The sequence below is a fragment of the Vogesella amnigena genome (assembly GCF_042648905.1).
In the GTDB taxonomy this organism is placed as follows: Bacteria; Pseudomonadota; Gammaproteobacteria; order Burkholderiales; family Chromobacteriaceae; genus Vogesella; species Vogesella amnigena.
In genome coordinates this window covers 1-25,975 of record NZ_JBHRYH010000016.1, presented here as the reverse complement: position 1 = coordinate 25,975, position 25,975 = coordinate 1, and the positions used below count along the sequence as shown (strand labels likewise).

Annotated in this window: 19 protein-coding genes and 1 tRNA gene; 11 read left to right on the top strand and 9 right to left on the bottom strand. The window is 65.5% G+C overall.

Annotated elements, in window-relative coordinates; translation table 11 throughout:
* Window positions 1-5 precede the first annotated feature (5 nt).
* From ACFOKJ_RS07120 to ACFOKJ_RS07090, 7 genes are all read left to right on the top strand, one after another.
* Complete coding sequence (locus tag ACFOKJ_RS07120; protein WP_390277890.1) at window positions 6-4,220, top strand: ATP-binding protein; 4,215 nt, start codon at window positions 6-8, stop codon at window positions 4,218-4,220.
* Between the two features lie 283 nt (window positions 4,221-4,503).
* Window positions 4,504-5,253 carry an endonuclease/exonuclease/phosphatase family protein gene (locus ACFOKJ_RS07115; protein ID WP_390277889.1) on the top strand — a complete coding sequence of 250 codons (750 nt, stop codon included), beginning with the start codon at window positions 4,504-4,506 and terminating at the stop codon, window positions 5,251-5,253.
* Between the two features lie 626 nt (window positions 5,254-5,879).
* On the top strand, window positions 5,880-7,349 hold the full coding sequence (locus tag ACFOKJ_RS07110; protein ID WP_390277887.1) for an amino acid permease: 1,470 nt from the start codon (window positions 5,880-5,882) through the stop codon (window positions 7,347-7,349).
* A 329-nt stretch (window positions 7,350-7,678) separates the two neighbouring features.
* Complete coding sequence (locus tag ACFOKJ_RS07105; protein ID WP_390277885.1) at window positions 7,679-8,143, top strand: FecR family protein; 465 nt, start codon at window positions 7,679-7,681, stop codon at window positions 8,141-8,143.
* Between the two features lie 3 nt (window positions 8,144-8,146).
* A complete protein-coding gene (locus ACFOKJ_RS07100) occupies window positions 8,147-8,737 on the top strand; it encodes an OmpA family protein (RefSeq protein ID WP_390277884.1) in 591 nt (196 codons plus the stop codon).
* Between the two features lie 39 nt (window positions 8,738-8,776).
* Window positions 8,777-11,902, top strand: coding sequence for a CHASE2 domain-containing protein (locus tag ACFOKJ_RS07095; RefSeq protein ID WP_390277881.1), 3,126 nt, complete (start codon window positions 8,777-8,779; stop codon window positions 11,900-11,902).
* Between the two features lie 162 nt (window positions 11,903-12,064).
* A complete protein-coding gene (locus tag ACFOKJ_RS07090; RefSeq protein WP_390277879.1) occupies window positions 12,065-12,952 on the top strand; it encodes an amino acid ABC transporter substrate-binding protein in 888 nt (295 codons plus the stop codon).
* A gap of 43 nt (window positions 12,953-12,995) precedes the next feature.
* On the opposite strand, the gene ACFOKJ_RS07085 is transcribed toward ACFOKJ_RS07090, so the two are convergent.
* Genes ACFOKJ_RS07085 through ACFOKJ_RS07065 form a run of 5 tightly spaced genes read right to left on the bottom strand, consistent with a single transcriptional unit; the run spans window position 12,996 to window position 17,404 of the window.
* Window positions 12,996-13,742 carry a peptidase gene (locus ACFOKJ_RS07085; RefSeq protein ID WP_390277877.1) on the bottom strand — a complete coding sequence of 249 codons (747 nt, stop codon included), beginning with the start codon at window positions 13,740-13,742 and terminating at the stop codon, window positions 12,996-12,998.
* Complete coding sequence (locus tag ACFOKJ_RS07080; protein WP_390277874.1) at window positions 13,739-14,533, bottom strand: transglutaminase family protein; 795 nt, start codon at window positions 14,531-14,533, stop codon at window positions 13,739-13,741. The genes ACFOKJ_RS07085 and ACFOKJ_RS07080 overlap by 4 nt, the downstream gene beginning before the upstream one ends.
* Before the next feature lie 11 nt (window positions 14,534-14,544).
* The gene (locus tag ACFOKJ_RS07075; protein WP_390277872.1) at window positions 14,545-15,054 is read right to left on the bottom strand and encodes an arsinothricin resistance N-acetyltransferase ArsN1 family B; all 510 of its coding nucleotides are present in this window, start codon (window positions 15,052-15,054) and stop codon (window positions 14,545-14,547) included.
* A complete protein-coding gene (locus tag ACFOKJ_RS07070) occupies window positions 15,051-15,974 on the bottom strand; it encodes an alpha-E domain-containing protein (protein ID WP_390277870.1) in 924 nt (307 codons plus the stop codon). Before ACFOKJ_RS07070 ends, ACFOKJ_RS07075 begins: the two co-directional genes overlap by 4 nt.
* 2 nt (window positions 15,975-15,976) lie before the next feature.
* Window positions 15,977-17,404, bottom strand: a complete 1,428-nt coding sequence (locus tag ACFOKJ_RS07065) for a circularly permuted type 2 ATP-grasp protein (protein WP_390277868.1) — start codon at window positions 17,402-17,404, stop codon at window positions 15,977-15,979.
* 274 nt (window positions 17,405-17,678) lie between these two features.
* Between ACFOKJ_RS07065 and ACFOKJ_RS07060 the strand changes: the two genes are divergently transcribed.
* From ACFOKJ_RS07060 to ACFOKJ_RS07045, 4 genes are all read left to right on the top strand, one after another.
* Window positions 17,679-19,259 (top strand): sensor domain-containing diguanylate cyclase, encoded by a 1,581-nt coding sequence (locus ACFOKJ_RS07060; protein WP_390277955.1) that lies wholly within the window; start codon window positions 17,679-17,681, stop codon window positions 19,257-19,259.
* A 110-nt stretch (window positions 19,260-19,369) separates the two neighbouring features.
* Window positions 19,370-20,653 carry an acetyl-CoA C-acetyltransferase gene (locus ACFOKJ_RS07055; RefSeq protein WP_390277867.1) on the top strand — a complete coding sequence of 428 codons (1,284 nt, stop codon included), beginning with the start codon at window positions 19,370-19,372 and terminating at the stop codon, window positions 20,651-20,653.
* A gap of 77 nt (window positions 20,654-20,730) precedes the next feature.
* Window positions 20,731-20,817, top strand: a tRNA-Leu gene (locus tag ACFOKJ_RS07050).
* A 366-nt stretch (window positions 20,818-21,183) separates the two neighbouring features.
* Entirely contained in the window at window positions 21,184-21,423 is a 240-nt protein-coding gene (locus ACFOKJ_RS07045; protein WP_390277865.1) for a CBU_0592 family membrane protein, read from the top strand.
* 240 nt (window positions 21,424-21,663) lie between these two features.
* Here the strand turns inward: ACFOKJ_RS07045 and ACFOKJ_RS07040 are convergent, their stop codons facing one another.
* From ACFOKJ_RS07040 to ACFOKJ_RS07025, 4 genes are all read right to left on the bottom strand, one after another.
* The gene (locus ACFOKJ_RS07040) at window positions 21,664-22,344 is read right to left on the bottom strand and encodes a sarcosine oxidase subunit gamma (protein WP_390277863.1); all 681 of its coding nucleotides are present in this window, start codon (window positions 22,342-22,344) and stop codon (window positions 21,664-21,666) included.
* A complete protein-coding gene (locus tag ACFOKJ_RS07035; protein WP_390277861.1) occupies window positions 22,337-25,357 on the bottom strand; it encodes a sarcosine oxidase subunit alpha family protein in 3,021 nt (1,006 codons plus the stop codon). Before ACFOKJ_RS07035 ends, ACFOKJ_RS07040 begins: the two co-directional genes overlap by 8 nt.
* Window positions 25,354-25,650, bottom strand: a complete 297-nt coding sequence (locus ACFOKJ_RS07030) for a sarcosine oxidase subunit delta (protein WP_390277859.1) — start codon at window positions 25,648-25,650, stop codon at window positions 25,354-25,356. The genes ACFOKJ_RS07035 and ACFOKJ_RS07030 overlap by 4 nt, the downstream gene beginning before the upstream one ends.
* Before the next feature lie 90 nt (window positions 25,651-25,740).
* Window positions 25,741-25,975, bottom strand: a 235-nt coding sequence (locus ACFOKJ_RS07025; RefSeq protein ID WP_390276564.1) for an FAD-dependent oxidoreductase, incomplete at its 5' end; no start/stop codon positions are given.

Genomic DNA, 25,975 nt, shown 5'->3' with positions numbered 1-25,975 from the left:
CAGCAATGATTACGCCAGCCGCCAGCGCACAGACCAGCGCCAGCAGCCAGACACGCGCCATCGGCCGTGCCATCCAGTTCACCGTGCTGCTGCTGGGGGCATTGCAGCTACTGGCGTCGCTGTTGCTGCTGTGGTCGGACTACGTTGGCTATCGCAAGGCGCAGGAGCACGAGGCGCTTAACCAGGCCAACCAGCAGATGTTCGCCGCCACCCGCGAACTGTCGCGCGAGCATGTGCTGACGCTGGCGCTGATTTTCCGCCACGCCGCTGTCAGCCAGGCGCAGCTGGCAGAGCTGGCCGCCGTACGGCAGCAGGTGGATAGTCAGTTCCGCCAGCTGTTGCCGCAAGCCAATGCCCTGCGCCAGCAACGCATCCAGCCGCAGCTGGACAGCCTGCAGCGATACCTGCAGCTGCTGCGCCAGCGTCGCGAGATGGTGGATCGGCTGCTGCAGCAGACCGGCACCATCGACGAAAATGCACTGGCCGGCTGGCATTACAGCATCGGCCCGCTATTCGATGTGCAGGACAAGATCCTGCAGCAGGACAGCTTTCTGCTGGCGGATGAGTCCGACCCGGTGCTGAACCGGCTGGCCATGCTCAAGTACGAACTGTGGAGCATGAGCTACATGCTGCAGGCCGAGTCCGCCGCCTTGCTGCAGCGTGGCTATTTTGCCCGCCACCTCAACAGCAGCGAGGAATACGAGCAGCTGCGTCGCCAGGAAAAAGGTGCCTTGCTGCTGGTGAGCCTGCGCAGCGGCCTGCAGTTTGTGGCCGACCCGGCGCTGCAACAGTCGCTGCTGCGGCTGAGCGCGGTGATCGACCAGCTGCATCACGCCACGCGGCAGCAACAGCAGCTGCTGGATAGCGGCGGCGCAGGCAGCCTGCCGCAGCAATCCTACCGGCAGCTCAACGCCCGGCTGGGCACTGAGCTGTCGGCGCTGTTCCAGCAGCTGACCACCCGCATGTCGCAGCAGGTCAGCCAGTATCAGCAGGGGTTTCGCAACCAGCTGCTGCTGCATGGCAGCTTCAGCCTGCTGGCACTCGGGCTGTACCTGTATCTGTGGTGGCGCATGCGCAGCAGCATCCTGCGGCCGTTACGGCGCATGCAGCGGGTGCTGGATGCCGCCACCGATGCCATTCTCACAGTGGATGCCGACCGGCGGGTGCAGGTGGCCAACCTGGGGGCGGCCAGCATGTTCGGCCATGCGCGCGACAGCCTGCACGGCATGCCCATTGCCGAGCTGCTGCAATGCCCGCAACTGGAGCAGGCCTGGCTTGCCTCTGCCGGCCAGGGCAGGGCGCTGACCGGCCTTGGCTGTCGTCGTGATGGCAGCCTCTTTCACGCCGAGATCGCCCTGTCGGCGCTGGGCGATGGCAGTGACCGTTTTCTGCTGATCGTGCGCAACGAGCAGGAGCGCCACGAGGCGGAAGTCTCGCTGTCGCGCAGCATGGGGCTGCTGGGCGCCATCCACCATATCCAGAGTCTGTTGTTTGCCCGCCGGCCGCGGCAGACGGTCTATCGCGAGCTGCTGGAGCGCCTGCTGCACTACAGCGCCGCGCCTGCCGGAGTCTTGCTGGTGCTGGAGCAGGATAGTGACGGCCAGCAGCGTTTTCATCGCCGCGCCAGAGTCGGCGATGCCGAGCTACCCGGCTGGCTGCAGCAGCTGTGCAGTCAGCCGACCGAGGCCATCCTGCCGCAGGCACAGCAGCCACTGCAGCAGGATGGCTGGAGTGTGTTGCCGGTCAGCATCGACAGCCGCAATGTGCTGCTGGTGGCGGTGATGCTGCCGGAGCTGGCACCGGCTGCCTGCGTGGCGCTGCAGCCATTGTTGGCCGCAGGCAGCAGCATTGCCGGTTTCTATGCCGAGGAAGACCGCCGCCATGCTACCGAGCGCCACCTGCGCCAGGTGCTGCAGATGGAAGAAGCCATCTACAGCACATCGCCGGTCGGTTTGCTGCGGGTGGATGCCAACCATGTCATCGTGCGTGCTAACCAGGCCGCCTGCAGGCTGTTTGGCGTGGCTTCGGCAGGGCTGGATGGCATGGCCCTGCCGGAACTGCTGGCAGAGGAGACGCCATGGCCGGTACTGCGCGAGCAGTTGTGCCAGCTTGCCGACGGCCTGGAAGTGGAATGCCTGCGTGTGGGCGGGCAGCGCATCTGGGTGCTGCTGGGCGGCCAGGCCTTGCCGCTGCCTGGTGAATCACCGGGCATGATCCTGTCGCTGGTGGATATCACCGAGCGCCGCGCGGTGCGCGAAGCGCTGCGCCTGGCGCGTGATGAAGCCGCCGCCGCGCGGCTGCAGCTGGAGGTGGCGCTGGAATCGCTGGAAGAAGCCTTTGCCTTCTTCGACAGCAAAGACCAGCTGGTGCTGTGCAACCGGCGCTATGCCGAGCTGATCGGCAGCAACGAGCCGCCGGCCAGCCTGCAGGGGCGCAGTTTCGAACAGCTGGTGCGCACCGCCCTGGCGCGCATCGAACATCCGGAAGACCAGTACAGCCAGGAACAATGGGTGGCCGAGCGGCTGCGGCGGCACGCCAGCGGGCAGGCCACCTTCCAGATCAGCATCGGCGAGCGCTGGTACCAGCTGAACGACCACGCCATCCCCTCTGGCGGCTCGGTGTGCATCTACGCCGACATTACCGAACTGAAGCAGCAGGAAATGGAGCTGCTGCTGGCCCGCGACCAGGCCGAACAGGCTAACCGCGCCAAGAGTGCCTTTCTTGCCACCATCAGCCACGAGATTCGCACGCCGATGAACGGTGTGCTGGGCATGCTGGAGCTGCTGTCGCTTTCCGCGCTGGATGCCGGCCAGCGCGATAGCCTGGAAACCATCCAGGACTCGGCGCAGACCCTGCTGCGCCTGCTCGACGACATTCTCGACTTTTCCAAGATCGAGGCCGGCAAGCTGGATATCGTGCCGGAGCCGGTGGAGGTAGCCGGCCTGCTGGGCAAACTGCAGCAGTTCTACCGCGAGGCGGCAACGCGCAAGGGCCTGCAGTGGCAGCTGGAGGTGGACCCGCAGCTGGCGCCACGGCTGCTGCTGGACCCGCTGCGCCTGCGGCAGATCCTGCACAACTTCTGCAGCAATGCGCTGAAATTCACCGCCCACGGCAGCGTTACCCTGCGAGTGCGCTGCCTGGCCGACAGCGACAAGCAGCAGACCCTGTGTTTCGAAGTGCAGGATAGCGGCATTGGTGTGGCGCCGGAGCAGATGGCGAACTTGTTCGAACCCTTCACCCAGGCGGAAAGCAGCACCACGCGGCGCTTCGGCGGCACCGGGCTTGGCCTGGCCATCTGCCGCCGGCTGGCCACGCTGATGGGCGGGCAGGTGGACATGCGCAGCGAGCCGGGCGTGGGCACCACGGTGGCGCTGCAGCTGACGCTGGCCAAGGTCAGCGGCGATGCCGCCGAGCCCGTGCTGCCGGTGCAGTCGCTGCGCCAGCCGGCGGTGCCACGCCAGCTGCCGGTGCTGTTCGTGGAAGACAATCCCACCAACCGCAAGCTGGTCGGCAAACAGTTCGAACTGCTGGGCTACCCGCTGCACATGGCAGAAGACGGCGTGGCAGCGTTGCAGCAATGGCAGAAACAGCCGTATGCGCTGATCCTTACCGACTGCCACATGCCGAATATGGATGGCTACGAACTGGCGCGCACCATCCGTTACTACGAGTCCGCGCTGGAAGATGCCCGCCGCATTCCCATCATCGCCTGTACCGCCAATGCCAGCCAGGAAGAGGTGGACAAGACCCGCGAGGCCGGCATGGACGATTTCCTGCCCAAGCCGCTGGGGCTGGAGTCGCTCCGCAGCATGCTGGACAAATGGCTGCATCACACCGGTTTCGTGCCACAGCAGCCACAACCGGTGCCGCCGCCGGCCGCCGTGACGCCGGTGCTGGACCGCAGCGCGCTGGCCATCTACAGCAATGGCGATACGGCGGTGGAGCGCGAGATACTGGCCGATTTTCTGGATAGCAACCAGGAAGACATGCTCACCCTGCAGCAGGCGGTGGCTGCGGCCAACCCCGAGCGCGCCGCCTTTGCCGCCCACCGCATCAAGGGTGCCAGCCGCATGGTGGGAGCGCTGGCGCTGGCCGAGGCCGCCGCCGCGCTGGAAGCCAGCGCCCGCGCCGGTGACGACAGCACGCTGGCTGCTGGTTGGCAGCAGCTGCAGCAGGCACTACAGCAACTGCAGCACAGCGTGGCCGCGATGGCGGAATGAGATGACTGCTTGGGCGCCTCGAAAAACCCGGGTTTCCAATTGAGATAATGCGGCGAGACAAGGCGCGAGCGAAACTATCGACGCAGCATATGTTTGATATGTAAGGAGAAATTTTCCGTGAGCAACGCGGTATCGCGACGAAAGCTGGAATTTTTCGAGATGACCGTTTGTCGGTGCGCAAGGCAAGCCAGTGCCGGGCAGCTAAGCTGAAAGTCACGGCGGCGCAGCAGCTGCCGCCATGGCGAAAACGAAGCCTGACGCACGGGTGCCCACAGGACAGATCATGAACAGCATCAGCGTAGTCACTTACAACCTGCACAAGGGGATGTCGCCGCTAGGACGGCGGGCATTGATGCCGGAAATCGCCGGCGCGCTGCAGGGGCTGGACCCGGATGTGCTGTTCCTGCAGGAAGTGCAGGGCCGCCATCTCGGGCGCGAACAGCAGCACCGGGGTTGGCCGCAGCACGATTTCCTGGCCGGGCAGCTGACACGCCATGCCAGCTACGGCATGAACGCGCGTTACGACCACGGCCACCACGGCAATGCGGTGCTGTCACGCTTTCCCATTGCCGCCACGGCCAACCATGACCTGACGGTAAACCGGCTGGAGCAGCGCGGCCTGCTGCACACCCTGATCCAGCCGCAGGGCTGGAGCCAGCCGGTGGCCTGCCTGTGCGGCCACTTCAACCTGCTGGCGCGTGACCGCCGCCGCCAGTACCAGGTGTTGCTGCGCTACATCCGCCAGCACATTCCCGCCGACATGCCGCTGATCCTGGCTGGCGACTTCAACGACTGGCAGCGCGAGGCCGACGAGCACCTGAAGGCCGCCACCGGCCTGACCGAAGCCTTTGTCAGCCACACCGGCCGCCATGCGCGCAGCTTCCCGGCGCGGCTGCCGCTGCTGTCGCTGGACCGCATCTACCTGCGCGGGCTGGAGGTGGAATCGGTGGCGGTGTGCCACGGCCAGCCGTGGTCGCATCTGTCCGACCACCTGCCGCTGCAGGCGCGGGTGCGGCTGCGCAGCCGGCATTGAAGCTGGCTCGGGTGTGCTGTGTTTCCTGGGGGGGGCTGATATTTCCCCGGATGCGCTGACTTTCCCCGGATGCGCTGACTTTCCCGGATGCGCTGACTTTCCCGGATGCTCTGACTTTCCCGGATGCGCTGACTTTCCCCGGATGCGCTGCGCTTATCCGGGCTACGAAACCGGGCAACCAAACCGGGCAACCAAACCGGGCTACGAGGCCGGGGGGCGGAGTCGGTTGATGGCGCGTGAGTCTTGCAAACAAGACCTTGGCCGCAAGCCGGTAACGGCATGCGACCAACATGGGTACTTGTAGCCCGGATAAGCCAACGGCGCATCCGGGGAAATCAGCGCATCCGGGGTTACGCAGAGCCAGATTGTCCCTCAGGCTTGCCGCTTCGCCACTGTAGAAGGTCTCTGTGATGGCCACCCCATGCGGGTGGCTTTTTTCATGGTTTCCAGGGGCAAGGAAGTGGGGTTGTTGTCATGTTGCCGGCATGTTTTGCGGCGAAAGTCGGCAAAAAGTGTGTTCGCAATAATTATCTGTCGCTATTTCGTATCGACTTTGGCGCCGGATATCGCCAATGTGTCGCACCCCGCCGTGCGCGGGGTGACAGAGCACACACAAGGAGAAAAACATGCAACAACAGCACAGCGACGCTGGGCTGCGCCGGGAGCTGAAGGCCCGCCACCTGTCGATGATCGCCATTGGCGGCTCCATCGGCACCGGCCTGTTCCTGGCCTCCGGCGCCACCGTGGCTACCGCCGGCCCCGGCACGGCGCTACTGGCTTATGGCGTCATCGGCCTGATGGTGTATTTCCTGATGACCAGCCTGGGCGAAATGGCGGCCTACCTGCCGGTGTCCGGTTCGTTCCAGGTATATGGTTCGCGTTTCGTCGACCCGGCATTTGGCTTTGCCCTGGGCTGGAACTACTGGTTCAGCTGGGCGGTAACCGTGGCGGTGGAGTTGGCCGCGGCGGCCATCATCATGGCGTACTGGTTCCCCGGCGTGCCGGGGCTGGTGTGGAGCGCGCTGTTCCTCGGCATCGTGTTCCTGTTCAACTACATCTCGGTGAAGGGCTTTGGCGAATCGGAATACTGGTTCTCGCTGCTGAAGGTCATCACCATCATCGCCTTCATCGTTACCGGCACGCTGATGATCTTCGGCATCATGAGCGGCAGCCACCCGGCGCAGTTCACCCCGGGGCTGCAGGTGTTCGAAACCGGCGACGCGCCGTTTGTCGGCGGCATTCCGGCCTTCATTTCCGCCGCCATGGTGGTGGGCTTTTCCTTCATGGGTACCGAGCTGATCGGCGTGGCCGCCGGCGAATCCGCCGACCCGGCCACCACCATTCCGCGCGCGGTGAAGCAGGTGTTCTGGCGCATCCTGATGTTCTACGTGCTGGCGATCCTGATCATCGGCCTGATCCTGCCATACAACGATCCGTCCATGCTCAAGACCGGCATGGAGGACGTGGGCGCCAGCCCGTTCACCCTGGTATTCAAGCGTGCCGGCTTTGCGCTGGCGGCAGGGGTGATGAACGCGGTGATTCTTACCGCCATCCTGTCGGCGGGTAATTCCGGTCTGTATGCCTCCACCCGCATGCTGCACAACATGGCACTGCACGGCATGGCGCCGCGCGCGCTTGCCAGGCTGTCGCCGGGTGGGGTGCCGCGCCGCGCGCTGCTGGCCACCACGGCGGTGGCTTCGCTGTGCTTCCTTACCTCGCTGGTGGATGAAAAGGGTGTCTACCTGTGGCTGCTCAACGCCTCCGGCATGACCGGTTTCATCGCCTGGCTGGGCATCGCGGTGTGCCATGTGCGCTTCCGCCGCGCCTATCTGCACCAGGGTGGCGAGCTGCATACGCTGCCGTACCGGGCGCGCTGGTTCCCGCTGGGGCCGCTGCTGGCATTCGGCATCTGCCTGGTGGTGATGCTGGGGCAGAACTATGCGGCGTTCACCGGCTCGCGGGTGGACTGGGTGGGGGTGATTGCCACCTATATCGGCATTCCGCTGTTTCTGCTGCTGTGGCTGGGCTACAAGCTGCGCCACCGCAGCCAGGTAGTGGCACTGCATGAGGTCGATCTGCAGACCGGCAGGGTGTAACTACGATTCACGGTAGGCAACTCACGGCCAGCGCATGTGCGCTGGCCGCCAGGCTGCAGACAAGCTGACTGTTCACGCGTCACCGGACCCGGCAAAGCCGGGCCGCCCCTGTCAGGTGTTTGCATCGGCAGCCTTCCCGTTTACAACGCAACATCCTTTCGCGTGGCAAAAGGATGTTGCCAACCCTCTCACGGCTAGCGCATGCGCGCTGGCCGTTTTGCTTTAGTGATATCCGCAGGCGCATTTTCATGATGATTTATCAAGATGGCCGCATAGACTGAGGAGTGGTGGCGCGCACGGTGCGGCAGCCAGGGGGGCGGGAGGCGGATATGCAGTGGATGAAAACAGCGGTGCGGCGGCTACCGCTGCTTGTGGGTTTGCTGTGCAGCCAGTGGTCGCTGGCCGCTTATGACAGTATCGGCACCATCAAGACCATCAGCGGGGCGGTGCAGGTGCAGCGCGGGGCCGTCACGGTGACACCGGCTCCCGGTTTTGCCTTGCTGGCCGAGGATGTGGTGCGCACCGGCAGCGCCAGTTCGGTGGGCATCGTGATGCGCGACAGCAGCATCCTGTCGGCCGGTGCAAACAGCGAGCTGCGGCTGGATGCCTTCCGTTTCGACCCGCTCAGCCAGACCGGCGCCATGCAGACCACGCTGCGCAAGGGGCGGTTGTCGGCCATTTCCGGCGCCATCGTCAAGCACTCGCCGGAGGCCGTGCAGTACAAGACCCGCACCATGACCCTGGGGGTACGTGGCACGGAATTCATTCTGGAAGCTGAGCCGGGGGAGGACTGATACATGGATGCAGCCGTTGTTGTCATTGCCATCGGCCTGGCCGCCTTGCTGCATCAGCCAGCCAGCGACAAGGTGGTGCTGCTGCCGGCGCCGGATGGCAGTGTGGGGAGGGTGGTGATTACCACCGCACAGGGGGAGCAGGAGATCTCGCAGGCCTATCAGAGCGCGGCGGTACGCAGTAACGGCAAGCTGACAAGCGGTAGCGAAAGCCCGGACAGCGTGGCCAAACGCTATGGGGCGCTGCTGCAGGCGCAGCCCAGGCGTCCAGCCAGCTACCTGCTGTATTTCGAAACCGGCAGCGACATGCTGACGGCGGCATCGCAGGCCACGCTGGAGGCATTGAAGCAGGATGTCGCCACCCGGCCGGTGCCGGAAATCCTGGTGATAGGGCATACAGACCGGGTAGGCCGTGCCGAGGACAACGAGGTGCTGTCCCTGCAGCGGGCGCAACTGATTGCCGACCTGCTGCAGCAACAGGGCGTGAAGCCTGCCGCGCTGGAGGTAACCGGACGGGGCGAGCGCGACCTGCTGCTGCCCACCGACGATGGGGTGGACGAAGCACGCAACCGGCGGGTAGAGGTGTCGGTGCGCTGAGCGGCACCGTGACATCGCCCGCGATCGAGCCTGCCAAGCATGTCTGAAAATTTCACACCATTGCCGCACTGGCTGCGCCGCTGGCTGATCGGGCTGCGCGGCCAACCCTTTGCTGCCGTGCTGTTGCTGCTGGTGTTGCTGCTGCAGTTGGCCAGCGATCTGCCAGGCAGCTGGCAGCAGCGCTTGCCAGCCTCCTGGCAGCCCGTCCTGGCCCGGCTTGCGGCACCAATGTCGACGGCGCGTGGCTGGCTGTTCGACAGCTACCAGGGCCTGCTGCCGCGGCAGCCACGCAGCCAGCCGGTCACCATCGTCGCCATCGATGAGCGCAGCCTGAAACAGCTGGGGCAATGGCCATGGCCACGCGACAGGCTGGCGGCGCTGGTGCGCCGTATCCATGCCGCGCAGCCGGCAGCGCTGGGGCTGGACATCTACATGCCGGAAGCAGACCAGAGCTCGCCGGAACAGTTGGCCGCACGCCTGCCGGCGCAGCAGCAGGCGCTGGCCGGCGCGCTGCGTGCACTGCCCGGCAATGATGTGCTGTTGGCCGAGGCCCTGCAGCAGGCGCCCAGCGTGCTGGGGGCGGCCGGTTTCGATATGCCCGCACCCACCACCTCTGCCGGCATGCGCAGCATGCCGCTGCAGCTGGCGGGCGATGACCCGCAGCCCTACGTGCGCCATTACCCGCAAGTGCTGGCCAGCCTGCCGCTACTGCAGATGGCGGCGCAGGGGCAGGGGCTGCTCAGCCTGGATGCCCAGCGCGGCGGGGTGCGCCGCTTGCCGCTGCTGGCGCAGGTGAATGCGCAGCTGCTGCCGTCCATGACCATGGAAATGTTGCGCGTCGGCAGTGGTGCCTCGCGCATCCAGGTACAGACCGGCCCGCACGGGGTAGAGCTGCTGCAGGTGGCCGAGCTGAGTGTGCCCACCCAGCCGGGCGGCGACATCTACCTGCACTTTGCCCACCAGGCCGCCGGCGCGCAGCGTTACGTGTCGGCGCTGGACGTGCTGCAGGGGCGGGCGGATGCCGCCCTGCTGCAGGGCAAGCTGGTGCTGGTCGGGCCGACCGCTGCCGGCCTGGGCGACATGCACTACACCGCGCTGGGCGAGCTGGTGCCTGGCAGCGAGATCCAGGCGCAGGCAATGGAAGCCTTGCTGGATGGGGATTTCCTGCTGCGGCCGTGGTGGAGCATCTGGGCAGAGCTCGCGCTGACCGCGCTGCTGGGCGGCATGCTGCTGTGGCAGATGCCGCGCGAGGACAATGCGCTGCTGCGGCAGATCAAGCTGCGACCGCAGCTGGCCTTGCTGCTGATCGCGTTGCTGCTGCTGGTGCTGGCCGCTGCTGGCCTGGCGCTGTTCCATATTGCCGGGTTGTTGTTCGATGCCGGCAGCGTCGGCATTGCCATGGTGCTGGTAATCGTCACACTGCTGTTCAGCAATATGCTGGCCGGGCTGGCAGATGCGCGCATGAAGCTGGCCAGCCTGGTGGAAAGCGGCATCGCGCAGGGCAAGCTGCACCAGCGCCAGGCGCTGCTGCGCACCACGCTGGATGCGGCTTGTGACATCACCTGCTGCGAAGGCGGCGCGGTACTGCTCAGAAGCGGGCCCAACAGCCTGCAGTTCACCCTGCATACCTACCCGTCGGCACTGCCGGCACAGCAGGTGCCGCTGACCGCCGATACCCTGGCCGACACCCGTACCGTGCCGGGCGAGGTGGCCGCCAGCGGACAGGCGCTGTTCATCGATGACCTGGCGCTGGCAGCCGGCCCGCTTGCGGCCAACACCCGGCTGCTGCTGGGGACTGCCGGCATCTTCGCCCATGCCGTGCTGGCGGTGCCGATGAAACTGAGCGAGGGCGACATCATCGGCGTGGTGATGCTGTTCAATGCCCGCGACAGCTACAGCAAGGCGCTGATACCGTTTGATCGCAAGCTGTTGCCATTCATGGCGGCGCTGGCCACCCAGGCGGCGGTGGCGATCGAAAACCAGAACCTGGTAGAGGCGCAGAAGAACCTGATGGACGCGATGATCAAGATCATCGCCGGCGCCATCGATACCAAGAGCCCCTACACCGGCGGGCACTGCGAACGGGTGCCGGAGCTGGCATTCCAGCTGGCCCAGGCCGCCTGCGACGAACAGCAGGGGCCGCTGGCCGATTTCAACTTCCACAGCGATGACGAGTGGCGCGAATTCCGTATCGGCGCCTGGCTGCACGACTGCGGCAAGGTAACCACCCCGGAATACGTGGTGGACAAGGCCACCAAGCTGGAAACCATCTACAACCGCCTGCACGAGATCCGCACCCGCTTCGAGGTACTGCTGCGCGATGCCCGGCTGCAGCGCTGGCAGGCGATCTATCTGTACGGCGAGCAGCCCTCCGTCGCCGATGCCCGGCTGGCGGCGCGCGAGGCCGAGCTGCAGCAGGATTTTGCCTTTGTCGCCGAATGCAACCAGGGCGGCGAGTACATGGCGCCGGAACACATCGAACGGTTGCAGCGCATTGCCGCCCAGACCTGGGAACGCCATTTCGACGACCGCCTGGGCTTGTCGCAGGAAGAGCAGCTGCGCCTTGCCGGGCAGCCGCCCCAGCCCTTGCCGGCGGTGGAGCCGCTGCTGGCCGACAAACCGCAGCATCTGGTTCCGCGCCCGCCCAGCAAGGCGCTGGACCCGAAATACGGCTTTCGCCTGCAAGTGCCGCACTACCTGTACAACCACGGTGAGCTGTACAACCTCAGCGTCGGGCGCGGCACGCTTACCGAGGAAGAGCGTTTCAAGATCAACGAGCACATCATCCAGACCATCGTGATGCTGGACCAGATGCCCTTGCCCAAGTCGCTGCAGCGGGTGCCGGAATACGCCGGCACCCATCACGAAACCCTGCGTGGCGATGGCTACCCACGACAGTTGGCCGCAGAGCAGCTATCGATACCGGCGCGCATCATGGCGATTGCCGACATCTTCGAAGCGCTCACCGCGTCGGACCGGCCATACAAGGCCGGCAAGACGCTGTCCGAGGCGGTGGCCATCCTCTACCGCTTCAAGCAGGAGCAGCATATCGACCCGGTACTGTTCGACCTGTTTCTTACCTCCGGCGTGTACCGCCGCTACGGCGAACGCTTCCTGCGCCCGGAGCAGGTCGACGAAGTGGACATTGCCCGCTATCTGGGCTGAGTCGGCCGTTGGCAATGCTGTTTGACCTGTGTCATGGCGATATGGCGTTTGCTGCCTAGATTGAAGCAACCCCGCTGCAGCATGCTGTCTGCCAAGACGGGGAGTGCGGGTTTTGCCTGGGGTCGACTGGCTCGGCAGAGGGGATTTCACGGGAGAACCGATATGTCATCCTCTAGCCTTGCTTTGCGTGTGCTGCTTGGCAGCGCGCTATGTGTCGCCGCTGCACAGGCGGATACCCTGCAGAAAATTGCCGACAGCAACACGATTACCGTGTCCTACCGCGAGAGCGCGGTGCCGTTCAGCTATGTGGTCAATGGCGACACCATCATGGGTTTCTCGGTGGACCTCAGCCACGCCATTGTCGACGCCGTGCGCCAGCGGCTGGGCCGCCCGGATCTGAAAGTGAAATACCTGCCGGTGAATGCGCAGAACCGCATACCGATGCTGGTGGCAGGCAACTACGACCTGGAGTGCGGCTCCACCACCAATAATGTCGCGCGCGGCAAGGATGTGGCCTTCTCCATCAATTTCTTCTACGCCGGCACCCGCGTGCTGGTGCGCAAGGCGGACGGTATCGGCAGCTATGCCGACCTTGCCGGCAAACAGGTGGCCAGCGTGGCTGGCAGCACCAATCTGAAAGTATTGCAGCAGTACAGCGACGAGCACCGCCTGAACATGCAGTGGCAGCCAGCCAAGGATTACGCCGATGCCTTTGGCCTGCTGGCGGCGGGCAAGGTGTCGGCCGTGGCGCAGGATGACATCCTGCTGTTCGGTATGCGCGCCAATGCGGCCAACCCGGAGCAATTCGAGGTGGTGGGCGACACGCTGCAGGTGGAGCCTTATGCCTGCATGCTGCGCAAGGACGACCCGGCGTTCAAGGCATTGGTGGATGGCGCCATTGCCGGGCTGATGCGCTCCGGACGCTTTGCCCGCTTGTATGCCCTGTGGTTCCAGTCACCGATTCCGCCACGGCAGGCAATGCTGTCCATGCCGATGAGCCCGGCATTGCAGGCCAATCTGCGCACGCTAAGCGATCAGCCGGCGCGTTGAGTGCTACCCGCCATGGCCTGGCCTGCTGGCCCCGCCATGGCAGCTAGCCGCCGTCGCCCTCCTTGAACCACAGCGCATCCGGCAGCTGGCCAAACACGCTGCGCAGGCCCTCGCCCCAGCCCTGGCGCAGGGTCTGGAAGTAGGGGTCGTCCTCGGTCACGCGGTGGCGCGGCGCGAAGTCAAAGTTATCGCGCTGCTGCCACAACAGATCAATGGGCAGCCCAACCGACAGGTTGGAGCGGATGGTGGAATCGAAGGAGATCAGCGTGCACTTGATCGCCTGCGCCAGCGGCGTGTCGTGGCGTATCACCCGGTCGAGGATGGGCTTGCCGTATTTGGCTTCGCCGATCTGCAAATAGGGCGTGTCCGGCGTGGCCTCGATGAAATTGCCCTGCGGGTAGACCTGGAACAGCCGTGGCGGCTCGCCCTTGATCTGCCCGCCCAGCAGAAAGCTGCAGCTGTAGTCCACGCCCTGGCTCTGGGTCTGGCCGTTGTCGTCGCGCGCGATCACCTCGCGCACCGTCTTGCCCACCAGCTCCGCCGCCTGGTACAGGCTGCTTACCGTGTGCAGGTTGGCCGCATCGTGGCTGAGCCGGCTTTTCAGCAGGCTCACCACGCTCTGGGTGGTGGCCAGGTTGCCGGCGTTCAGCAGCACGATCTGCCGCTCGCCCGGCACTGCGATCACGTTCATCTTGCGGAAGGTGGCCACATGGTCCACCCCCGCGTTGGTGCGCGAATCCGAGGCGAAGATCAGCCCCTCGTCCAGCACCATGCCTACGCAGTAAGTCATTGCTGATCCGCCTCCGTTACCCGCGCATGCGCCTGCAGCGCCTCGCTGCCGCCGCCACGGCGCACGCCGCGTACCGGGCTGGCATCGGTGTAGTCCAGCCCCACCGCCAGCTTCAGGTGGTGGCGGTCCGGGCGCATGCGGTTGCTGATGTCGAAGCCCAGCCAGCGGCCGCCGGCATGCACTTCGGCCCAGGCGTGGCTGGCCACGTGGGTATCGCGGTCGCTCAGCAGGTAGCCGCTGACATAGCGGGCCGGCAGCCCCAGGCTGCGGCAGGCGGCGATGAACACATGGCTGTGGTCCTGACACACGCCGGCACCCAGCGCCAGCGCCGCGCTGGCGCTGGTCTCCGCCTGGGTGACGCCGCCGGTGTAGGGCATGGCGTCGGCCACGGCCAGCATCAGCGCGGCCAGGCCGGCCTCCGCGTCGGCGGCAATGGCGGCGGCATGGCTGGTCGCCAGCGCGCGGATGGCATCGTCCGGTTCGGTCAGCGTGCTACCGCGCAGGAATACCGGCGGCGGCAGCATCTCGGCTTCCGCCGCCCAGTCGTCGCTGGTTTCCACCACGCCGTGGGCGCGCAGGCGGATCTCGCTGTGCGGGGTGTCCAGGGTGAGCACGTGCAGGATATTGCCGTAGGCGTCGGTACTTTCGCTGGCCGCCACCGGCAGTTCCAGCTGCCAGCTGATGATGCGCTGGTGGCTGCTTTGCGGCGGGGTCAACCGCAGGTACTGGGTGCTGTGGCTGACAGTGGCGTCGTAGCGGTACACGGTTTCGTGATCGATGGTGAGTTGCATATTGCCCCCTGCTAGATAGCGGTCAGTGAAAGTTGCCAGTAGGCTACGTCCAGCCAGCGTCCGAACTTGCGGCCAACCTGCTCAAAGTTGGCGACTTGCTTGAAGCCCAGCGCGCGGTGCAGCGCATCGCTGGCCGGGTTGGGTTGCGCCACGCCGCCGATTACCGTGCGCAGGCCAAGTGCGGTGAGCCGTTGCAGCAGTTCGCGGTACAGCAGCTTGCCCAGGCCCTGGCCCACAGTGGCCTGGCGCAGGTAGATGCTGGCTTCCACGCTGTGGCGGTAGGCCGGCCGCGCACGCCAGCGGCTGGCGTAGGCGTAGCCGAACAGCTCACCGTCCTCGGCTTCGGCCACCAGCCACGGCAGACCCTGTGCCTGGGTACTGGCGATGCGCTCGGCCATGTCGGCCACGCTCACTGGCTTCTCCTCGAAGGAAATGGTGGTGTACTCGATGTAGGGGTTGTAGATGGCGCAGATGGCGGCGGCATCGACCGGGGTCGCCTCGCGGATGATCAATTCGCTCATGCTGCCTCCAGATAGGCGCCGTGCACCGCATCGCCCAGTGCGTGGATCTGGCTGAGAAACTGCGCCAGGTAGGCGTGCAGCCCGCCGGCGAGAATGCTGTCGATCTGGTCGTAGCACAGCTCGGCATGCAGGGTGGCGGCCAATCGCTTGGCGCGGTGGCCGGTATCGCCCTGGATGCGCGGCAGCAGTTCGGCGATTTCGTCCACGCAGGCGCGCAGCGAGCGAGGCACGTCCGGGCGCAGGATCAGCAGCTCGGCCACGCGCCGTGCGCTGAGGCTGTCGCGGTACAGCTCATGGTAGGCCTCGAAGGCGCCCAGCGAGCGCAACAACGCGCCCCACAGGTAGAAATCCGCCGCGCTGTCGTCCAGCTCATGGCCCACCAGGTGCGATTTCACGTCGATCAGCCGCGCGGTGTTGTCGGCGCGCTCCAGGAAGGTGCCCAGGCGAATGAAGGAAAACGCGTCATTGCGCTGAATGGTGCCGTAGGTGGTGCCGCGAAACAGGTGCGAGCGCTCCTTCACCCAGTCGAAGAAGCCAGCCAGCGGGCGGCCTTCGGCAGCCATCAGCCGTGCCTCCAGCCAGCTGGCGTTGATGTTCTCCCACATCTCGCCGGTGATCTTGCCGCGCACGGCGTGGGCGTTTTCGCGGGCGTATTTCAGGCAGCTGATGATGCTGGCCGGGTTGGCCGCATCGAAGGTCATGAAGTGCAGCACGTCTGCGGCGGCAAGCTGCGGGTGGCGGGCGCGGCAGGCGTCCAGCGCGCCGGTGGTGGCCAGCGCGGCGGCAATGTCGGCGCCGCCGCGGGATTGCGGCAGCAGCGACAGGCTGTGGGTCACGTCCAGCAGGCGCGCCAGGTTTTCGGCGCGCTCCATGTAGCGGCTCATCCAGTACAGCTGGGAAGCGGTGCGCGAGAGCATCATGATCAGTCCTCCAGTATCCAGGTGTCCTTGGTGCCGCCGCCCTGGGACGAGTTCACCACTAGCGAGCCTTCCTTGAGTGCCACGCGGGTCAGCCCGCCGGCCACCATGCTGATCTCGCGGCCAGAGAGGACAAAGGGGCGCAGGTCGATGTGGCGCGGCGCAATGCCGGCTTCCACGAAGGTGGGGCAGGACGACAGGCACAGCGTGGGCTGTGCAATGTAGTTGGCCGGGTCGGCAAGAATGCGCTGGCGGAAGTCCTCGATCTCGGCGCTGCTGGCGGCCGGGCCGATCAGCATGCCGTAGCCACCGGCGCCGTGGACTTCCTTCACCACCAGCTCGGCCAGGTTGTTGAGTACGTGGTCCAGCTCCGCCGGGCGGCGGCACATCCAGGTGGGCACGTTCTGCAGCAGCGGCTCCTCGCTCAGATAGAAGCGGATCATGTCCGGTACATAGGGGTAGATGGACTTGTCGTCCGCCACGCCGGTGCCGATGGCATTGGCCAGGATCACGCCGCCGCTGCGGTACACCGACAACAGCCCCGGCACGCCCAGCATGCTGTCGGCGCGGAAGGCCAGCGGGTCGAGGAAGGCGTCGTCGATGCGGCGGTAGATCACGTCCACCTGCTTGTGGCCGGCGGTGGTGCGCATGTACACGCGGTTGTGCTTCACGAACAGGTCCTGGCCTTCCACCAGCTCCACGCCCATCTGCTGCGCCAGGAAGGCGTGCTCGAAATAGGCACTGTTGTGGTGGCCGGGGGTGAGCACCACCACGGTGGGGTTTTCCGCCAGGCTGGCGTGGCGCAGGGTGTTCAGCAGCAGGGTGGGGTAGTGCTGCACCGGCGCCACCGCGTGGCTGGCGAACAGCTCCGGGAACAGCCGCATCATCATCTTGCGGTTTTCCAGCATGTAGGACACGCCGGAGGGCACGCGCAGATTGTCTTCCAGCACGTAGAAGTTGCCGTCGTTGTGGCGGATCACGTCCACGCCGGTGATGTGCGCATAGATGCGGTGCGGCAGGTCCAGCCCCTGCATCGCCGGCTGGTACTGGCTGTTGGAGAACACCTGCTCGGCCGGGATGATGCCGGCCTTTACGATGTGCTGCTCGTGGTAGATGTCGTGCAGGAAAGCATTCAGCGCGGTAACGCGCTGGCGCATGCCGGCCTCCAGCGTGCGCCATTCGCTGGCGGGAATGATGCGCGGCACGCTGTCGAAGGGAATCAGTCGCTCGGCGCCGGAATCGTCGCCGTACACGGCGAAGGTGATGCCGACGCGGTGGAACATCAGGTCGGCTTCGGCGCGCTTGCGGGCCAGGGTCTGCGGCGACTGCGAGTGCAGCCAGTGGGCAAAGTCGCGGTAATGCGGGCGGATGCCGCCGCTGGCGAGCAGCATTTCGTCGTAATGGTGCGCTTCGGGCAAGGTCAGGGCATGCATGGCGCGTTCTCCTGCTGTTCATTGTCAGCAACAGTTCAGCAAGGCCTGTGCCAGTGGGCGGCAACAAAAAAACATTCAAGCTGGCGGGATTTTGCCCCGAAATAAGGCATGCGCACGGGCTGCCGCAATACGGGCGTCATGCTGGTGCAGCATGCCCCTGACTGGAGCAGGGACTTGTCCGGTGAGACAGCTTGTCGCCACAGTTGGGCGCAACGTATATTGATCAAATCTAATTATCGAAACGCAAGACATGTTTTCAGGGAAAACCGTAGTGATGCCAGATGACAAGACCCAGCGCACGGATGGCGTCTACCAGCCGTTGCCCTTGTCTGCGTGGCACACCGCGGCTACCGGCCCGGCACGCTGGCATCTGCTGATGGGCTGGCTGCTATCGCTGGCTGCCTGTCTGTGGCTGGCCATGGTGCAGCTGTATGGCGGCTGGTACGGCTTCAATGCCCGCCTGGGCGAGCTGAGCTTCGTGCTCAGCATCTACCCGCCGCTGACCATCAGCACGCTGTGGGTACTGTGGTTCGGCTATGCCTGGGGCGCGCCGCTGGCCTACCTGTCCACTCTGACCGTGGCCATACTCTCCGGCCTGTCACCGGGCTGGGCGCTGCTGTTCTCCTGCGCCAATCCGCTGGGCTTGCTGGTATTGGCACTGGTGTACCAGCACGTGAATGTGCGCTACGTGCCGTCCTCGCTGTCCTCGCTGCTGTTCTTCATTTCGGTCTGTTTCATTTCCGGCGTCTCCAGCGCTACCGGCTCGTTTATCTGGAGTTATACCAACCAGCTGTCGGCCATGGGGGCGTTCCAGGTGTGGCAGGGCTGGTGGAGCGGCAATTTCCTGCAGACGGTGGTCAGCTGCGGCCCCTTGCTGCTGCTGTGCACGTCCCGACTGCAGCGCTGGCGGCAGCGGCACTGGCCGCAGCCGGCCCCACAGCCGCAGGCTACGCGCTGGGGCTTGCTGGTAGCGCTGGCGTCGCTGGCCGGGGTGCTGGCGTTTCTGTGGCTATCCTTCCTGCTGGCCGATCGCAGCGTGATGACGCTGGGCGGCGACAGCTCCGGCGCCTGGCAGCAACGCGCCATGCTGTACCGCGATTCCGCCTTGTCGGTGTACTGGGTGATGTCGGTGCTGCTGTTCGCGCTGGTATTTCTGGGCTACCGCTTTTTCCACCAGCGCACGCTGCAGCTGAAGCTGGCGGCGGATAGGGTCGCCTACGAGCGCGACCTGGCGCTGCGCCGCCAGGGGGAGGCGGAGGTGGCGCGCAATGCCCTGCATCAACTCAACCTGGAGTTGGCCGCACGCATGGCCGAAGTGGAGCAGCTGCAGACGCAACTGCGCGAGCAGGCCAGCCGCGACCCGCTGACCGGGCTGTACAACCGCCGCTACCTGCACCAGCGCCTGCCGCAGCAGCTGCAGCGCGCCGAGCGCCAGCAGCAGCCACTGCACCTGGTGCTGATCGACCTGGACCATTTCAAGGCAGTGAATGATCAGCACGGCCACGCCGTGGGCGATGCCGTATTGAAACAGTTCAGCGCGCTGTTCATCGGCCTGCTGCAGCCGGAGGACATTGCGGCCCGCTATGGTGGCGAGGAATTCTGCCTAGTGCTGCCGCAGCGCAATGCCGAGCAGGTGGCGGCACTGTTGCGCAAATTGCAGGCCGCCTATGCGGGCATCCGCCTGCAGAGCCACGATGGAGAGTTGAGTGGGCTGAGTTTTTCTGCCGGCATCAGTCTTGCCAATGATGGCGGGTGCAGCGAGGACCTGCTGCTGCAGCAGGCAGACGCCGCGCTGTACCAGGCCAAGGCCGCCGGGCGCAATGGCTGGCGCTGCTTTCAGCCACAACCGGCCTGAGGCAGTGCTGGTGGCAAGCATGCTTGTGTAAAATTCAAACGAATGTTTAACTGTGTTGATAGCCTGCTGCCTAATGCAGGTACAGCACAGACAACACGAGGCGTACACACATGCTTACCGCAACTCCCCGCAGGGTGGCCATCGTCGGGGCCAACCGCATTCCCTTTGCCCGTTCCGGCACTGCCTATGCCCAGCTTTCCAACCAGACCATGCTCACCGACACCCTGAAAGGGCTGGTGGACAAATACGGCCTGCACGGCAAGCTGCTGGGCGAGGTGGTGGGGGGGGCGGTGATGAAACATGCCCGCGACTGGAACCTGGTACGCGAATGCGTGCTGTCGTCCGGCCTGCATCCGGCGACCCCTGCCTACGATGTACAGCAGGCCTGCGGCACCGGGCTGGAAGCGGCGATCCTGGTAGCCAACAAGATCGCCCTCGGCCAGATCGATGCCGGCATCGCCTGCGGCAGTGATACCACCTCCGATGCCCCGGTAGCGGCGCATCGTGGCCTGCAGCGGGCGCTGATGGACCTGAACGCCGCGCGCAGCGGCGGCCAGCGGCTCAAGCACCTGCTACGCGCTCTCAAGCCGGCGCATCTGTTGCCGGAGTTGCCGGCCAATGCCGAACCGCGCACTGGCAAATCCATGGGGCAGCATGCCGAAATCACCGCGCAACGCTACGGTATCAGCCGCCAGGCGCAGGACGAGCTGGCACTGGCCAGCCACCGCAACCTGGCCGCCGCCTACGCGCGCGGTTTCTTCGACGATCTGGTGATGCCGTACCACGGTCTGCAGCGCGACAACAATCTGCGTGCCGACAGCTCGCTGGAGAAAATGTCCAGCCTGCCGGCCGCTTTCGATCGTCAGCAAGGCACCATCACCGCGGCCAATGCCTCGCCGCTTACTGATGGCGCTTCGGCCGTACTGCTGGCCAGCGAAGAATGGGCGGCGGCCAACGGCCTGCCGGTGCTGGCCTGGCTGGTGGCCGGCGAAACCGCAGCGGTGGATTTTGTCGATGAACGCGAGGGGCTGCTGATGGCGCCGGCCTACGCCGTGCCGCGCATGCTGCAGAAACACGGCCTGAGCTTGCAGGATTTCGACTTCTACGAAATCCACGAAGCCTTTGCCGCCGTAGTGCTGTGCACGCTGGCTGCCTGGGAATCCGCCGAATTCTGCCGCGAGCGGCTGGGCCTGCCGGCGGCGCTGGGCAGCATCGACCGCAGCCGGCTGAATGTGGCCGGCAGCTCGATCGCCGCCGGCCACCCGTTTGCCGCCACCGGCGGCCGGGTAGTGGCCACGCTGGCCAAGCTGCTGGCGGAAAAGGGTAGCGGCCGCGGCCTGATCTCCATCTGCGCCGCCGGCGGCCAGGGCGTGACGGCGATTCTGCAGCGTTGACTCCGCCGGGCTGGTCGCCGCCGCAGGTGGCTGGCGGGCAGCGGGCATTTCGGCTAGAATCGCCCCCCTGTCTCACTGCCCCGGTGGTGAAATTGGTAGACACAAGGGACTTAAAATCCCTCGACCTTACGGTTGTGCCGGTTCGACCCCGGCCCGGGGCACCACAGCGACAGACAGTGAAGTATGCAGTTGTAAAAAACCCGCATGGCGCAAGGCTCTGCGGGTTTTTTGCGTCCTGGCGGGCGCAGTATTCACGCAAATCGATACCTTCCGGCTGTGCTGGCTGTGATGCATGGCGACTGGTCGCAAGAACTACGTCTTGTGCCGTATTGCCATGCCTGAACTGGCGCGGAATACTGGTTTCGCTGCCATGTCCGGCAGCGCCGATTCTTGAGCAGATTCTTGTCTGTTTGTATGTCGTGGGGAGGTTCGCATTGCCATCGCTGGCAAACCTGCGAATATTGTTGCCAGTAATGCGCGCAGGGCGCCTCGAAAGCAGGAGGTTTTTTGCGCTGCCCCGTTAGAAAGCCATGGAACTACATGTATTGGTTGGGCTGTTTGGCTCCGCGTGCTATGTCATTGCCTATGCACTGGTGCAGTTGCGCAAGCTGCAGATGACGGCGAAAAGTTATGCCTGCCTGAATATTGCCGGCTGTGTCTGCAGCCTGTACTCCCTGTCCTTTGATTTCAATCTGGCCGCATTCGTGTCGCAGGCCTTCTGGCTGCTGTTTACCCTGGTGGGCATGTGCCCTGGTAATCGCACTGCCTAGCGTCGCAAACAATCCTGTGCCGCCTGATGCCGTTCACTATGGCGAGTGAGCGGCATTTTTGCTGCTCCGGGCCCCGTTGCCCGCTGGGCGGCAGCCTGTGTTGGCAATAGCAACGCCCGGCCAGCGCTGCGAACTGCCAGCGCTGGCCGGGCGTGAAGGCCATGTTGGCCGCAAGGCTGTCATGGCGCCTGTTGCCTGCCGTTACCGGCCACCGATACACCGTGGCTGGTACGGCCGGGGTCAGGCTGGCACTTTCTTGCTGCTGGTGGCGACGGTCTTCGGGTCCAGCAGTTGCAGCAGCGCGTTCTTCGACAACGGCGGCAGCTGCGCCACCGCAAAGCGGTACGGCTTGGCTACCTTGCGCAGCAGCAGCCACAGGTAGTCGGCAAAGCTGCGGCGGATGATCAGGAACACGCCGTCGTCCTCCAGCCGCAGCACCGTGCCGCCAGCCTTGCCCAGCACCGTGCTCACCGCCTGGCCCACGGCCAGCGATTCGAAGTCGTACACCCCCATGTGGCGCAGCACGGTGACGTGCTCGGCTCCGGACAGCGACACGCAGCTCAGCCCGCCGCTGTTGTCCACCGCGTGGGCGAACAGGCCATTGAACGCGGTCTCGAATGCGGCCAACCGTGCGCCCAGTTCGGCACGGCGGGTGACCAGCAGCAGCTCGTCCGGCGATACCCAGACCAGCACGCCGCCTTCGCCGCTGCTGAACTGCCCGGCCGCCGGTACGCTGGCACCGGTCACACTGACGATGGCGGCGGCAATGGCGGCATCCGCCAGTTCGCCGCGAATCGCGATGTAGCCCAGCAGCGGCAGTTCGTTGGCACGCACTTGCTGGCTGTTGTCGGCCGGCACGGTCTCCGCCGGCAGGTTGAAGTTCACCAGCGGGGACTGCAGGTAGGGTTGGAAGTTAGGCATGTTGACGCACCCCTTCTTGATCGACGAATACGGAGGAAACCACTTTGGCCGGGTGCATCTTGCCCTGCGCCCACACATACACGGTGTCGCCGCTGCGCTGGCTGCCACCCTTCAGCACTGCCATGGCAATGGAGCGGCCGAGGAAGGCGCTGTGGTAGCTGGAGGTGACATGGCCCTGCATATTGGCTGGCGGGGTGGCGTCCGGCGTGGACAGGATCTGCGCGCCTTCGGTCAGCACCACTTTCGGGTCTTCGGTATAGAGGCCCACCAGCTGCTTGCGGTCGCTGCGCACGGTGTCGGAGCGGCTCAGCGAGCGTTTGCCGAGGAAGCTGAACGGCTTCTTCATGCCCACTGCCCAGCCCATGGCCAGATCCATCGGTGTCATCGAGCCATCGGTATCCTGGCCGACGATGATGAAGCCCTTCTCGGCCCGCAGTACGTGCATGGTTTCGGTGCCGTACGGGGTGATGCCGAATTCTTCGCCCGCCGCCATCACCTGTTCCCAGATGTAGTGACCGTAGCAGGCGTCGACGTTGATCTCGTACGCCAGTTCACCGGAGAAGGAGATGCGGAACACCTTGGCCGGGACGCCGGCCACGGTGCCTTCGCGCCAGTCCATGAACTTGAAGTTCTCGGCCGACAGGTCGATGTCGCTGCACAGTTTCTGCAGCACGGCACGGCTCTTCGGCCCCACTACCGCGGTGGTGCTCCAGTGGTCGGTGGTGGAGGTGAAGCGCACCTTCAGCTCCGGCCACTCGGTCTGGTGCCAGCGCTCCAGCCAGTTCAGCACGCGGGCGGCGCCGCCGGTGGTGGTGGTCATGTGGAAGTGGTCGTCGGCGATGCAGGCGGTCACGCCGTCGTCCATCACCATGCCGTTCTCGTCCAGCATCAGGCCGTAGCGGCACTTGCCCGGGTCCAGCTTGCTCCAGGCGTTGGAGTAGATGCGGTTGAGGAACTCGCGCGCGTCCGGGCCTTTCACGTCGATCTTGCCCAGGGTGGAGGCATCCATCACCCCCACGCTGTTACGGGTGGCCAGACATTCGCGGTCCACCGCCTGGTGCATCGTTTCCTTGCCCTGGGGGAAGTACCACGGGCGCATCCACTGGCCGACGGTCTCGAACAGCGCGCCACGCTTGAGGTGCGAGGACTGCATGGCGGTGTAGCGGCGCGGCTCGAAGGTGTCGGCCTTGTGGCTGCCGGCCAGCGCGCCGAAGGTTACCGGGGTGTAGGCCGGGCGGTAGGTGGTGGTGCCCACGGCGGAGATCGGTTTGCCCAGTGCCTCGGCGGCGATGGCAAAGCCGTTGACGTTGGACAGCTTGCCCTGGTCGGTACCGAAGCCCAGCGCGGTGTAGCGCTTCACGTGTTCGATGGAGCGGTAGTTCTCGCGCACCGCCAGGTGGATGTCGGCGGCGGAGACGTCGTTCTGGAAGTCGACAAACGCCTTGGCGCCGTGGCCTTCGGCCAGGCCGTCCGGCACGCGGAACAGGCGGCGGGTGGCGGCCACCTCGTGCTCGTCGCCCTGCGGGCAGTCGCCGTGGGTGCTGCGGCCGAAGCCGGCCAGCATGGCGCTGGTGGCGGCATGGGTCTGCGCCAGCGCGGTGGACAGTTCCCAGCGGCCGGTGATGGCGCCGGCACAGCTGATGCCCTGGCGGCCTTCGTCCGGTACCACGAAGGACAGACTGTCCTCTTTCCAGTACGGGCGGCCGGTGTTGTGGCAGAACAGGTGCACGGTGGAGGTCAGGCCGCCGGAGGACAGGATGCTGTCGGCCGACAGGCGCGGGCCCTTGCCACGCACGGTGTTGGTGAACGGGTCCAGCTGTACCAGCTGCGCGCCGCTGACGGCGGTCTTGCCGTGTACCTGGGCAATGCCGTAGCCCAGCATCAGCTCCACGCCGGCCTGTTTGGCCTGCTGCTGGCGCCAGTCGGCGGCACCGCGCAGACGGGTGTCGATCAGTGTCACGCGGCTGCCGGCTTCGGCCAGATCGCGGGCGGCGTCGTAGGCGGCGTCGTTGTGCGTCATCAGCAGCACGTTGCGGCCAACGGCCACGCCGTAGCGGTTGAGGTAGGTCTGGCCGGCGGCGGCGGTCATCACCCCCGGGCGGTCGTTGTTGCCGTAGACCAGCGGGCGCTCGATGGCGCCGGCGGCCAGCACCACGTGGTGGGCGCGGATCTTGTGCAGGCGCTGACGCGGCTGGCCCGGGTTGCGGCTGCCAATCGGCAGGTGGTCCTGGCACAGTTCCAGTGCCTGCACCAGGTTCTGTTCGTGCAGCGCGAAGGCGGTGGTGCGGGTCAGTACCGTGACGTTGCCCAGGCTATCCAGCTCGGCCAGGCGCTCGTTCACCCACTGCATCGCTGGCTTGCCGTCGATACGGGCGCTGGCGTCGGACAGCATCCAGCCGCCGGCTTCGTTCTGTTCGTCTACCAGCAGGGTCTTGAGACCGGCGCGGCCGGCCAGGGTGGCGGCCCACAGGCCGCAGGCACCGCCGCCCACCACCAGCACGTCTACGTGGTGGTGCAGGTGGTCGTAGTATTCCGGGTCGGCTTCCACCGGCGCGCGGCCATAGCCGGCTGCCATGCGGATCAGCTTCTCGTACATCGGCCAGGCGGCTTTCACCGGGCCCATGAAGGTCTTGTAGTAGAAGCCGGGCGGCATGAAGCGGCTGAAGGTACCAGCCAGGCCCTTCAGGTCGAAGTGCAGCGACGGGAAGCCGGTAGTGGTGGTGGCGGACAGGCCGTTATACAGCTCCACCTGGGTGGCTTTCAGGTCCGGCACGGTGTAGGCGCCGGTTTCCAGCTGGATCAGCGCGTTCGGCTCTTCCGAGCCGTGGCCGATGATGCCGCGCGGGCGGCCGTACTTGAAGCTGCGGCCGATCAGCTTGACGCCGTTGGCGATCAGCGCCGAGGCCAGGGTATCGCCGGCGAAACCCTGCAGGCGCTTGCCGTCAAAGGTGAACTGGAGCGGCGACTGGCTATCGATGCGCTGGCTGTTGCGGTGGACACGGTAGGCGCTCATGCTTCGCTCTCCTTCAGGTACTGCGTTTTGCCTTCTGCCAGCGTCCAGCTGCCGGCAATCTGATAACTGGCGGTGTGACGCTTGACGACAAACACCTTGCGGCAGCCGGCGGTGTGCTGCCATTGCTCCCAGAACCAGCCGCGGGTGTTCTTGCGCATGAACAGGTAGTCACCCCATTCGGCATCGCTGGCCTCTTCCGGGTTGGCCGGGCGGGCGATATAGGCCTCGCCGGCATAGCTGAATTCTTCTTCCTCGCGGGTCGCCCCGCAGTGCGGACAGTGAAGCTGGAACATCGGATTCTCCTCGTCAGGCTGGCTCGGCCAGATCCGGCGGGGCGACCAAGGTTGGCCGCATAGGCGCCGGAGTGGCCGCGCGGGCCGCTCTTAGTGGGCTACGCCGGCGGCGCCGTGCTCGTCAATCAGATGGCCGGTGCTGAAGCGGTCCAGCGCAAAGGCGGCGTTCAGCGGGTGCGGCGCATCGTTGGCGATGGTGTGGGCGAACACGTGACCCGAGCCCGGCGTGGCCTTGAAGCCACCGGTACCCCAACCACAGTTGAAGTACAGCCCCTTCACCGGCGACTTGCCGATGATCGGGCAGGCATCCGGCGCCACGTCCACA

Coding starts and splice junctions, on each gene's coding strand:
- ACFOKJ_RS07055 (WP_390277867.1), top strand. CDS start 19,370: ATGCTTACCGCAACTCCCCGCAGGGTGGCCATCGTCGGGGCCAACCGC.
- ACFOKJ_RS07040 (WP_390277863.1), bottom strand. CDS start 22,344: ATGCCTAACTTCCAACCCTACCTGCAGTCCCCGCTGGTGAACTTCAAC.
- ACFOKJ_RS07035 (WP_390277861.1), bottom strand. CDS start 25,357: ATGAGCGCCTACCGTGTCCACCGCAACAGCCAGCGCATCGATAGCCAG.
- ACFOKJ_RS07100 (WP_390277884.1), top strand. CDS start 8,147: ATGGATGCAGCCGTTGTTGTCATTGCCATCGGCCTGGCCGCCTTGCTG.
- ACFOKJ_RS07085 (WP_390277877.1), bottom strand. CDS start 13,742: ATGACTTACTGCGTAGGCATGGTGCTGGACGAGGGGCTGATCTTCGCC.
- ACFOKJ_RS07120 (WP_390277890.1), top strand. CDS start 6: ATGATTACGCCAGCCGCCAGCGCACAGACCAGCGCCAGCAGCCAGACA.
- ACFOKJ_RS07075 (WP_390277872.1), bottom strand. CDS start 15,054: ATGAGCGAATTGATCATCCGCGAGGCGACCCCGGTCGATGCCGCCGCC.
- ACFOKJ_RS07065 (WP_390277868.1), bottom strand. CDS start 17,404: ATGCATGCCCTGACCTTGCCCGAAGCGCACCATTACGACGAAATGCTG.
- ACFOKJ_RS07115 (WP_390277889.1), top strand. CDS start 4,504: ATGAACAGCATCAGCGTAGTCACTTACAACCTGCACAAGGGGATGTCG.
- ACFOKJ_RS07080 (WP_390277874.1), bottom strand. CDS start 14,533: ATGCAACTCACCATCGATCACGAAACCGTGTACCGCTACGACGCCACT.
- ACFOKJ_RS07030 (WP_390277859.1), bottom strand. CDS start 25,650: ATGTTCCAGCTTCACTGTCCGCACTGCGGGGCGACCCGCGAGGAAGAA.
- ACFOKJ_RS07110 (WP_390277887.1), top strand. CDS start 5,880: ATGCAACAACAGCACAGCGACGCTGGGCTGCGCCGGGAGCTGAAGGCC.
- ACFOKJ_RS07060 (WP_390277955.1), top strand. CDS start 17,679: ATGCCAGATGACAAGACCCAGCGCACGGATGGCGTCTACCAGCCGTTG.
- ACFOKJ_RS07090 (WP_390277879.1), top strand. CDS start 12,065: ATGTCATCCTCTAGCCTTGCTTTGCGTGTGCTGCTTGGCAGCGCGCTA.
- ACFOKJ_RS07045 (WP_390277865.1), top strand. CDS start 21,184: ATGGAACTACATGTATTGGTTGGGCTGTTTGGCTCCGCGTGCTATGTC.
- ACFOKJ_RS07105 (WP_390277885.1), top strand. CDS start 7,679: ATGCAGTGGATGAAAACAGCGGTGCGGCGGCTACCGCTGCTTGTGGGT.
- ACFOKJ_RS07095 (WP_390277881.1), top strand. CDS start 8,777: ATGTCTGAAAATTTCACACCATTGCCGCACTGGCTGCGCCGCTGGCTG.
- ACFOKJ_RS07070 (WP_390277870.1), bottom strand. CDS start 15,974: ATGATGCTCTCGCGCACCGCTTCCCAGCTGTACTGGATGAGCCGCTAC.